The organism is Ursidibacter sp. B-7004-1, assembly GCF_053654055.1.
In genome coordinates, this window is the sequence record NZ_JBSIUP010000045.1 from 1 (window position 1) to 10,583 (window position 10,583).

The following is a 10,583-nucleotide window of genomic DNA, read 5'->3' on the forward strand; positions in this document are numbered from 1 at the left end:
TAAAATATCCCCAAGTATTGGAATACTTGGGGATATTTGCATTATATAGATATTTATTTCAATCCTGCAGCTTCTCTTAATTCAGCCGCTTTATCTGTTTTTTCCCAAGGGAAATGTTCACGACCGAAGTGTCCGTAAGCTGCGGTTTCACGATAGATTGGACGAATTAAATCAAGCATTTGGATTAAACCATAAGGACGTAAATCAAAGAATTGACGAATTAATTTTACCAATACATCATTGCTTACTTTACCTGTCCCAAAGGTTTCAACCATTATTGATGTTGGCTCCGCAATGCCGATAGCATAAGAAAGCTGGATTTCGCAACGATCTGCTAAACCTGCTGCAACAATATTTTTAGCCACATAACGAGCAGCATAAGCTGCTGAGCGATCTACTTTTGATGGATCTTTACCCGAGAATGCTCCACCACCGTGACGAGCAGCACCACCGTAAGTATCAACAATAATTTTACGTCCTGTTAAACCACAGTCGCCCATTGGTCCACCAATTACAAAGCGACCTGTTGGGTTAATAAAGTATTTTGTATCTTGGCTTAACCATTCGCTTGGCAATACTGGTTTAATAATTTCTTCCATAACCCCTTCAAACACATCTTTTTGTGAAACGTGTTCTGCGTGTTGTGTAGATAAAACCACAGCATCAATCCCTTTGATTTTATTATCTTCGTAAATAAAGGTTAATTGGCTTTTTGCATCTGGGCGTAACCAATCTAATTTACCGCTTTTACGCACTTTTGCTTGTTGTTCCATTAAGCGATGAGCATAAGTGATCGGAGCTGGCATTAACACATCTGTTTCGTTAGTTGCGTAACCAAACATAATACCTTGATCACCTGCACCTTGCTCTAGTGGGCTTGCACGATCAACACCTTGGTTAATATCTGGTGATTGTTTCCCAATAGCGTTTAATACCGCACAAGAGTGAGCATCAAACCCCATATCAGAATGAGTATAACCAATATCACAGATCACTTGACGAGTTAAATTCTCAATATCAATCCACGCAGATGTAGTAATTTCACCACCAACAAGAGCCATACCTGTCTTCACATAAGTTTCACAAGCAACACGCGCTTTTGGATCTTGTTTTAAAATTTCATCTAAAACCGCATCTGAAATTTGATCTGCGATTTTATCTGGGTGCCCTTCTGAAACAGATTCTGATGTAAATAAATTGATAGCCATTTTTTATCCTATTTAAATTTAACCATTTTATAAACAAGCGGTCAGATTTCAGCATTTTTTTGCAAAACATTGAGATTATCTGACCGCTTGCACCAAATTTTTTAGATGTTTTTCCGTCTAGACGGCTATAATATATTTTTTAGAAATGAATGACAAATAGTTTTTCTTATCAAATTCCGTTTAGCGATTTAGAATATTGGCATTATAGGGTAGAATCTCACACACATTATTATTTCAAAGGTTTTTTATGTCTAAAGGCAAAATAGGACTATTTTCACTCACAGCTCTCGTATTAAGCTCAATGATCGGATCTGGTATTTTTAGCTTACCGCAAAATATGGCAGAAGTTGCTGGTGCAGAAGCACTATTGATTGGCTGGCTTATCACTGGAGTGGGAATTATTTTTCTCGGGCTATCTTTCTTCTTTCTTTCTCGACTTAAGCCTGAATTAGATGGTGGAGTTTATACCTATGCTCGTGAAGGTTTTGGCGATTTAGTCGGTAGCCTTGCTGCTTGGGGATATTGGCTTTGCACTGCCATTGGAAGCGTTGGCTATTTAGTTGTTGCTTTTGAAGGTATTGGTACTTTTGTTGATTCAACTAGTTTATCACTATTCGGCAAAGGGAATACCGTAGCAGCTATTTTAGGAGCATCTACTATTGTGTGGCTCGTCCATTTGCTGATTGCTCGTGGTATTAAAGAAGCTGCATCGGTTAATTTAATTGCTACTATTGTAAAAACATTACCACTCTTTTTATTTATTGGTTTAACCATTTGGTACTTCTCCCCTACTCAATTTGCTTACGATTTTGATGGTGCAAGTTTACAACAACCTTTATTAGAACAGGTGAAAGGCACAATGCTAATTACACTCTGGGTCTTTGTCGGCGTAGAAGGAGCATCAATCCTATCAGCTCACGCCAAGAAAAAGAGTGATGTTGGGTTAGCCACTTTATTAGGTATCTTAATCACACTCGTACTCTATGTTGCAATTACAGTATTTTCATTAGGTATTTTACCTAGGGAAGTCATTGCCCAAATGCCAAATCCATCTATGGCAGGGATCTTAGAGCATTTGATTGGTGCAAGCGGTAAGATCATCATTACATTTTGCTTAATTATTTCTGTGTTAGCGTCTTATATGAGCTGGACAATGTTTTCATCGGAGATTCCCTACCAAGCAGCAAAAAGACATAACTTCCCACAAATATTGAATAAAACAAATCAGAACGGCACACCTATTGGTGGACTATGGCTTACCAATATTACCATTCAAATTAGTTTGCTCTTGGTACTATTCACAGGCAAGGGATACAACGTCTTGATCCAAATATCAACGGCAATGATTTTAGTTCCTTATTTCTTAGTCAGTGCTTATCTCTTTAAAACAGCCATAAAACAATCTGCCACTTGGTATATTAAATTAACAGGGCTAATATCTTCACTTTATGCTTTATGGATTGTTTATGCCGCAGGTTTAGACTATTTACTTCTCTCGGTACTGCTTTATATGCCAGGAATAGCGGTATTTCTTTACTCCCGCTATCAACATCATCAAGACAGGGCATTCACCTTTAACCGCTACGAAAAAGTGTTACTGTGTGGGATCAGCTTACTGTTTATTGTGTCTATCTATTACAGTGTTACCAATATGAGTTGGTCATAAAAAACGGATTGATAATGAAATCGGAAAAAATTAAAGAGCTTGCTCACCAATTAGGTGAGAAATATCAGAAAATTGAAGACTATTTCACAAATGGATCTTTTGTGATCAAGTTTTACCCTTTCTTGATGTACCCTTGTGTGCGTCAAACTCAATCGCTATCAATAAAGTTTGTTGGTGTTCTATCGGTATTTATCGGGATTTATTACCTGTTTAGCGAATTGATGGCAATTTTATTTACTGACCTATCTTTAGCTGCTTATTTGCACCACACTGCATTTGAACTTAGCTTACCAAATGGCACAATAATTGATAACAACGTTACTGTTAATTCCCCCTTATCGTTCGCGATGAGAGCATCATTCTTAGTACAAGGTTATCTCTTTTTCTTGATTTATTTGCTTGGCACAACTCGTGTTATCCAGCGTTTTCGTCTCATTAGTGGTTTACTGACTTTCTTATTTAGTTGTGGAATGGTTATTCTCTACTCCACTCAAAGTGGTAAATATGTAGAAAATGCAGTTCAGAATTTAGGTGGCTCACTTACCTTTCTATGTGGAAACTTAGCAATGTTAATAATAGGATTTGGCATCAAATCTCGCCTACACCGTTCATTTAAACACTTCAGCATTATCGCTGGAATAATTGGCACTACGGCTATTCTCACCACACTCTTTTTCTCACAACCCTATTTAGCTTTATTAGAAAGAGTAGGTGTTACTAGCATTATGTTGTGGGAAATTGCTGTTGGTTTTGCTATTTTAAGACAGGTGAAAAAATGACGACAAAAATCCCCTTTATTGAACGCTATCGCCAGCTAGTTGCCATTCCAACTATTAGTAGCTTAGAAGAAAAATACGATATATCTAATAAACCTCTTATTGAATTACTAGCCACTTGGTTAGCTGATTTTGGCTTTAAAACAGAGATTATTGCCGTAGAAGGCAGTCGTCAAAAATATAATTTGTTAGCCACTTATGGCGAAGGTGAGGGTGGATTACTGCTTGCAGGGCATACCGATACTGTTCCGTTTGATGAAGGACGTTGGACGATTGATCCATTCACACTGACTGAAAAAAATGGCAAATTCTATGGTCTTGGTTCTGCTGATATGAAAGGCTTTTTTGCATTTGTGGTAGAAGCCATTAGTCAAATTGACCTTACGCAATTAACCAAACCACTACGCATTCTAGCCACTGCAGATGAAGAAACGACAATGCTAGGGGCAAGAACCTTCGCTCAACACGCTCATATTCGCCCTGATTGTGCCATCATAGGCGAACCGACCTCACTAAAACCTATTCGAGCTCATAAAGGGCATTTAGCTGAAGCTATTCGAGTTATTGGTAAATCAGGTCATTCAAGCGATCCTGCTAACGGCATCAATGCCATTGAAATTATGCACGAAGTAACAGGTCATTTAATTGGGCTACGCAATCAGCTACAACAGCAATATCGTAATGAGTTATTCAAAGTGCCTTATCCTACAATGAATTTTGGCAATATTCAGGGAGGTGATGCACTCAATCGTATTTGTGCTTGCTGTGAATTACAAGTAGAGCTACGTCCTTTACCTGCCTTAGCGATTAAAGATCTACAAGAATTATTGACCGAAAGCCTTGCTCCGCTCATTGAACAATGGGGAGATCGTATTGAAATCCGCCATTTACACGCAGGTATTGCAGGCTATGAATGTGACCATTCTGCCCAAATTGTGCAAGTTGTAGAAAAACTATTAGGAGAACAATGTGATGCAGTAAATTACTGTACAGAAGCCCCCTTCATTCAACAGCTCTGCCCAACATTAGTGCTAGGCCCTGGAGCAATAGAACAAGCTCATCAGCCAGATGAATTTTTATCAACAGAATTTATCAAACCAACCCAAAAATTATTAACTAAGTTAATTCACCATTTTTGCTCATAACCTAGATAAGCGGGTGGTTTTGGGTAAAAATTTACAATATATTGAGATTTACAAAATTTATATTAAAACTGACCGCTTACTAGGAGAAACTATGTTCTTACAATCTCTGCAATTTAGTTTAAGCGTTACCTTACCAACAATTTTAATGCTATTACTCGGTATTATCTTACGGCGACGTAGAATGTTAGACGACCACTTCTGCCAAGTTGCGTCCAAACTTGTGTTTAATATCGCTCTTCCTTCCCTATTATTTATCAATATTGTAAAACAGCCAGCAGATTACAGTAGCCAAATTTGGTTAGTCGGAGCCGGTTTTGTCAGCACTTTTATTATCTATTTTGCATCTGAATGGCTCGCTTTACGCTATATTCGAGATAAATCCTATCGGGGCATTTTTGTGCAAGGTATTTTTCGCGGGAACTCAGGTATTCTAGGCTTGGCACTTTGTATCAACGCCTATGGAGCAATGGCAACCGCCCCTGCTTCCGTTTATACTGCTTGTATCACACTATTGTTTAATGTACTTGCCGTAATTACCCTAACTAACTCACTCAGTGTTGGAAAAGTTAGCTTACCAAGAATGGCAAAGTCATTAATGACGAACCCTCTCATTATTGGTATTGTACTTGGGCTAATTGTGAGTAAATTTGATATTCCGTTACCGAGTTCTATTTTACGTACTGGGGATTATCTTGCCAACATCGCTCTACCTATCGCACTCATCTGTGCAGGTGCAAGTCTTGATTTTAAACAACTAAAACAGTTCAAAAACAGCCAAGAAAGCCAAACTCAAGTAAATAGCATTGTATGGTGGGCAAGCTTTGGGCGACTAATCGTATCTCCCCTTCTTACCATTTTTATTGGGAAATTCATTTTGGATTTAGATCCAATGTCTTTAGGTATTTTGTTCTTAATGTCTTCAACACCAGTGGCTGCTGCTAGCTACGCAATGGTCAGAAATTTTGGTGGCGATGCTACTGCCACAGCAAATATCATTGCAGTAACAATGTTAGGCTATATGTTTACATCTAGTATCGGTATCTTTATTTTAAAACAGTTGCAGTGGATATAATCAGCAAAACGAATAGACAAAAAAAAGCCCTCATTTCTGAGGGCGAATCTTTTGATCTTATTCTGGAGGTTTGAATTTCTGTTTTATAAAAGGAGACAAATAAAACAGGATCAAAAGTAAAAAAACTAAAGGAGGAAATTAGTTGGCTCCTCTTGCTGGACTTGAACCAGCGACATACGGATTAACAGTCCGCCGTTCTACCGACTGAACTAAAGAGGAACTAATCGATATGAATAATAAGCGAAATGATAAAGATCGTCAAACAACATAACCTTTCTTTGCAATTCTTTAATTTTATTTAAAAAATAAATTATCTTTACAACAAACGGAACAATTGGCTTGTTTAGGTAGTTTCATCTCTCTTACTGCAAAATTCAGACCATCTATCATCAATAGCTTACCAGATAATGTTGAGCCAATATCTAACAAAACTTTAATCGTTTCAAGTGCTTGCAGACTTCCAATTATACCCACAATAGGTGCAATGACCCCAGCTTCAACACAACTCAATATATTTTGCCCGAATAATTGGCTTAAACATTGATAGCAAGGTTCCTCCTTTTGATAGCGAAAAACAGAAATCTGCCCTTCAAAACGAATTGCAGAACCAGAAACAAGCGGTCGTTTTTGCTGAAAACATTGTAAATTAAGCTGATTGCGGACTTCTACATTATCTGTACAATCTACTACGACATCATAGTGAGCAATCAGTGTTTGCCACTGTTCATCATTTAGTTTTTCTGCAACAGTTTCAATCTCAATATTCGGGTTAATTTGTGCTAATCGTTGTTTGGCTGATATGACTTTAAACTCATCGATCGTGGCATCTGTATGTAAAATTTGACGCTGTAAATTAGATAAAGAAACACGATCAAAATCGACTAATGTTAAATGTCCAACTCCAGCACTTGCCAAATATTGTGATGCCGCACAGCCCAATCCACCAAGCCCAACAATCAATACTCGACTGGCTTTTAAACGCTCTTGCCCGTCAAAATCGACACTCTTTAAACTAATTTGACGGTTATAACGTAATATCTCGTGGTCAGTTAGTTCCATCAAGTTAAAAATCCCTCTAATAGCTCATTTAAAAATAGCTTACCCTGCTGCGTAATCTGCCAAGTTTCTGCTGTTTCAACTAAATAGTTTTTATCTAATGCCCACTGCATTGTTGTTGCTATCTCACTCATATCCAAACCTGTATAGGCTTCAAATTCAGCTTTGGGGGTTGGCTCTAATAAACGAAAACGGTTCATAAAAAACTCAAAAGGACGATCTGCTAAATCAACTTGTTCTTGTTGATATAAATACTCGCCACGCATATAGCCTTTTGGGTGCTTTGTTTTACTAAAGCGATAAATTTCGCCCGTTGTATAGCTAATTTTACCGTGAGCCCCACAGCCAATCGCTAAATAATCACCAAATCGCCAATAGTTTAAATTATGCTGGCATTGAAAGCCCTGTTTTGCATAAGCAGAGGTTTCATATTGAACATAGCCTGCATCACTCAAAAGCTGATGCCCTTGCTCAAAAATATCCCATAATTCATCATCATCGGGCAAAGTTGGCTGACGATAATAAAACATTGTATTTGGTTCAATAGTCAATTGATACCAAGAGAGATGTGGAGGAGCAAGTTCAATCGCTTGACGAAGATCATCTAATGCTTGAGCCACCGACTGATTAGGTAATCCGTGCATTAAATCAACATTAAAACTACGCAATCCAAAATTTGCAGAATTTTGTGCAAATCTAACCGCTTGTTTAGCCTCTTGGCTATCGTGAATACGTCCTAGTTTTAACAATTTTTCCGGCTCAAAACTTTGAATACCCATTGAGATACGATTTACCCCACCTTGAGCATAACCAATAAAACGCTCCACTTCGGCTGTACCGGGGTTAGCCTCCAATGTAATTTCAAGATTAGTTTCAAAATCAATACGCTTACGAATTTCTGCTAATAAATAACTAATCCCTTCTGCAGAAAATAAGCTAGGCGTACCGCCACCAATAAAGATAGAGTGAATTTTACGTCCACTAATTGCTTGTTGATAACGAATTAAATCCTGTTCTAAATCAAGTAATAAATGTTGAATATATTCTGCTTCGGGAATAATGCCTTTTTGAGCGTGTGAATTAAAATCACAGTAGGGGCATTTCTGTACACACCAAGGAATATGAATATAAAGGCTTAATGGGGGTAAAGTTAATTTCACGTTATTAAATAAATAGGGTTAAATACGCATAAAAATGGCGACATTATCCCTTGTCGCCCTTTGATTGTCTATTTGCTTTTGATTGATTACCAACTAATCACAAGGCACGATTTTGATTGCAAGCCCACCTGTTGATGTTTCACGGTATTTGGCATTCATATCTTTCCCTGTTTCATACATTGTCTCGATAACTTTATCTAGCGTAACTCGAGGTTGAGAAGTCAGTCTTAGAGCCATTCGACAAGCATTGATTGCTTTTACTGATGCAATAGCATTACGTTCGATACAAGGCACTTGCACTTGCCCACCAACAGGATCGCAAGTTAAACCTAAATTATGCTCCATTCCAATTTCTGCTGCACTGCACACTTGATCGGGTGTACCGCCCATTATCTCAGCAAGCCCTGCTGCTGCCATTGAACAAGCAACGCCCACTTCACCTTGACAACCAACTTCCGCTCCTGAAATAGATGCATTCATTTTATACAAAGAGCCAATCACACTTGCGGTTAGAAAATAGCGTTCCAACGTTTCTTGGTTCAGTTCGCCAACAAATTTACGGTAATATGCCAATACCGCTGGTACGATACCACAAGCCCCATTTGTTGGTGCAGTAACCACTCGTCCCCCTGCTGCATTTTCTTCATTAACAGCTAATGCAAATAAATTGACCCAATCAATAATTTGCATAGGATCATTATTGAGTTTCCCTGTCGCTTCAAGAGTTCGACGTAATGCAGCAGCTCGGCGAACAACTTTAAGAGGCCCCGGCAATAAACCTTCAGTATGTAAACCTCGTTCAATGCAAGCCTCCATTGTCTGCCAAATTTTTAACAAATAGTCGCTAATTTCCTGTTTAGAACGTAAAGCCAGCTCATTTTTCCAGACCAGTGATGATAAAGGTAAACCTTGCTGTTTACAGTGGGTGAGTAGATCTGTTGCATTTTGATAAGGAAAAGGAACTATAACGCTATTTTGTTTAGTACTATCAAAATTCTCATCTGACACAATGAAACCACCACCAATGGAATAATAGGTTTTCTCTAATAATAACTTACCTTGAGAGAAAGCCTTAAAGCTCATTCCATTTTCGTGGCGTGGTAAGAAATCATAGTGAAACGGCATATCCACAAAGAAATCAAACGGAATCAGCTTTTGATGCTCTGCTTGAGCTTCCGCTACTCGTAATATTTTCTGTTCCTTAAGCTGACTAATTACACCTTCAATACAATCAATCTCAACATTATCAGGAAGATACCCCATCAACCCCATAATAATTGCCGTATCAGTGCTATGCCCACGTCCAGTTAATGCCAGTGAGCCATAAACATCTGCTTGTAAGCGGTCTGTTTTCGCTAAAAGTTTGCAATCAATTAGGCAATCAACAAACTCTTTCGCCGCCTTCATCGGACCCACTGTATGAGAACTAGAAGGCCCAACCCCCACTTTAAACATATCAAATACACTTATCATTTTATCCACACTTAACGCTAATAAAATTGGCTATTCTATAAAATTTAAAAGAAACCGTACATTATGGCTATGCTATCTATTTGTATTATATATTCTATCTTATTTCATATTTCGAACTTAACCAACCCTAAAATAAAAAAATGAGAGCACCTGATAAACAGAATACTCTCATCTATTATATTGTCAGACTAAATTTGGCTATATGCTGTATAAAGTTAAAAAATGGAAGAAATTATTTCCACTGATAACCAATACCAGCATTTACGTTATAACCACCTTGAGTAGTTACTGCAGCACCAAATTTAACAACAACTTTATTACTATCGCTAACTTTTGAATAACCTACAGCAATGGCATTTTGACCATTATGGCTACCCACACCAACACCAACTAAGTTTGCACCTGCATATGTAGCTTGCGGAACAGCAACTAATGCTGTGGTACCAGCAATTCCTGCACGTAATTTACGATTTGAGCGGTTTAGCTTTTTATTCAGACGATCTTCCGAAGATGCGACCATCTCTTTAACCTGTCCAACATTCGTTGCATCAGTATCTCGTACACCACGAGCAACATTCGCAATTACACGCTCATTACCAGGGCTACCCACAGAAACACTGTTTGCACGATCAGTCACAGATCCTGCACCTAAAGCCACCGAGTTTTCGTGAGTTGCTTGAGCATTTTGACCAAGTGCAGTAGCACCCTCAGCAGTTGCTTTTGAATTTTGACCTACAGCAGTAGTATCTTTTGCTTTCGCCTGTGCATTCTGACCAAATGCAGAGCTGTTTTTGCCATCTGCTTTAGCTGATTTACCTAGTTTAGTACCATTTTCTCCCGCAGCATCTTCCAATAAGCCAACTTTATCTAATGCTGTAAGTGCTTTATTCGCATCTTCTTTAGCATCTTTAGCAGTTATCTTAGCCGTAGCAGCATCTGCAGCAGCTCGAGTTGCTTTTGCATCAATACCTTCTGCTGTTGCTTTAGCCGCTGTAGCTGCGTCTTTAGCTTGTTGGGCTTTGGTGTC

Annotated in this window: 9 protein-coding genes and 1 tRNA gene; 4 read left to right on the forward strand and 6 right to left on the reverse strand. The window is 38.4% G+C overall.

Going from position 1 to position 10,583, the window contains the following annotated elements:
- Positions 1-53: 53 nt before the first annotated feature.
- On the reverse strand, positions 54-1,208 hold the full coding sequence (gene metK, locus ACWIW0_RS10700; protein WP_454453297.1) for a methionine adenosyltransferase: 1,155 nt from the start codon (positions 1,206-1,208) through the stop codon (positions 54-56).
- A gap of 247 nt (positions 1,209-1,455) precedes the next feature.
- Between metK and ACWIW0_RS10705 the strand changes: the two genes are divergently transcribed.
- From ACWIW0_RS10705 to ACWIW0_RS10720, 4 genes are all read left to right on the forward strand, one after another.
- The gene (locus tag ACWIW0_RS10705) at positions 1,456-2,874 is read left to right on the forward strand and encodes a basic amino acid/polyamine antiporter (protein WP_454453298.1); all 1,419 of its coding nucleotides are present in this window, start codon (positions 1,456-1,458) and stop codon (positions 2,872-2,874) included.
- A 14-nt stretch (positions 2,875-2,888) separates the two neighbouring features.
- Entirely contained in the window at positions 2,889-3,653 is a 765-nt protein-coding gene (locus ACWIW0_RS10710; RefSeq protein ID WP_454453299.1) for a DUF998 domain-containing protein, read from the forward strand.
- Complete coding sequence (argE, locus tag ACWIW0_RS10715) at positions 3,650-4,795, forward strand: acetylornithine deacetylase (protein ID WP_454453300.1); 1,146 nt, start codon at positions 3,650-3,652, stop codon at positions 4,793-4,795. Before ACWIW0_RS10710 ends, argE begins: the two co-directional genes overlap by 4 nt.
- Before the next feature lie 91 nt (positions 4,796-4,886).
- The gene (locus ACWIW0_RS10720) at positions 4,887-5,867 is read left to right on the forward strand and encodes an AEC family transporter (protein WP_454453301.1); all 981 of its coding nucleotides are present in this window, start codon (positions 4,887-4,889) and stop codon (positions 5,865-5,867) included.
- 143 nt (positions 5,868-6,010) lie between these two features.
- Here ACWIW0_RS10720 and ACWIW0_RS10725 read toward each other — a convergent pair.
- The 5 genes from ACWIW0_RS10725 to ACWIW0_RS10745 all read right to left on the reverse strand — a co-directional run.
- Positions 6,011-6,086, reverse strand: a tRNA-Asn gene (locus tag ACWIW0_RS10725).
- 75 nt (positions 6,087-6,161) lie between these two features.
- Positions 6,162-6,926: a molybdopterin-synthase adenylyltransferase MoeB gene (gene moeB / locus ACWIW0_RS10730; protein WP_454453302.1), complete on the reverse strand. Its 765-nt coding sequence runs from the start codon at positions 6,924-6,926 to the stop codon at positions 6,162-6,164.
- Positions 6,926-8,083, reverse strand: coding sequence for a radical SAM family heme chaperone HemW (hemW, locus tag ACWIW0_RS10735; protein WP_454453303.1), 1,158 nt, complete (start codon positions 8,081-8,083; stop codon positions 6,926-6,928). Before hemW ends, moeB begins: the two co-directional genes overlap by 1 nt.
- 93 nt (positions 8,084-8,176) lie before the next feature.
- On the reverse strand, positions 8,177-9,556 hold the full coding sequence (locus ACWIW0_RS10740) for an L-serine ammonia-lyase (RefSeq protein WP_454453304.1): 1,380 nt from the start codon (positions 9,554-9,556) through the stop codon (positions 8,177-8,179).
- Between the two features lie 232 nt (positions 9,557-9,788).
- On the reverse strand, positions 9,789-10,583 hold a 795-nt coding region (locus ACWIW0_RS10745), incomplete at its 5' end, for a YadA family autotransporter adhesin (RefSeq protein WP_454453305.1).

Excerpts from the sequence above, each read along its gene's own strand:
- metK (WP_454453297.1), bottom strand. The coding sequence starts at position 1,208 with ATGGCTATCAATTTATTTACATCAGAATCTGTTTCAGAAGGGCACCCA.
- ACWIW0_RS10705 (WP_454453298.1), top strand. The coding sequence starts at position 1,456 with ATGTCTAAAGGCAAAATAGGACTATTTTCACTCACAGCTCTCGTATTA.
- ACWIW0_RS10710 (WP_454453299.1), top strand. The coding sequence starts at position 2,889 with ATGAAATCGGAAAAAATTAAAGAGCTTGCTCACCAATTAGGTGAGAAA.
- argE (WP_454453300.1), top strand. The coding sequence starts at position 3,650 with ATGACGACAAAAATCCCCTTTATTGAACGCTATCGCCAGCTAGTTGCC.
- ACWIW0_RS10720 (WP_454453301.1), top strand. The coding sequence starts at position 4,887 with ATGTTCTTACAATCTCTGCAATTTAGTTTAAGCGTTACCTTACCAACA.
- moeB (WP_454453302.1), bottom strand. The coding sequence starts at position 6,926 with ATGGAACTAACTGACCACGAGATATTACGTTATAACCGTCAAATTAGT.
- ACWIW0_RS10740 (WP_454453304.1), bottom strand. The coding sequence starts at position 9,556 with ATGATAAGTGTATTTGATATGTTTAAAGTGGGGGTTGGGCCTTCTAGT.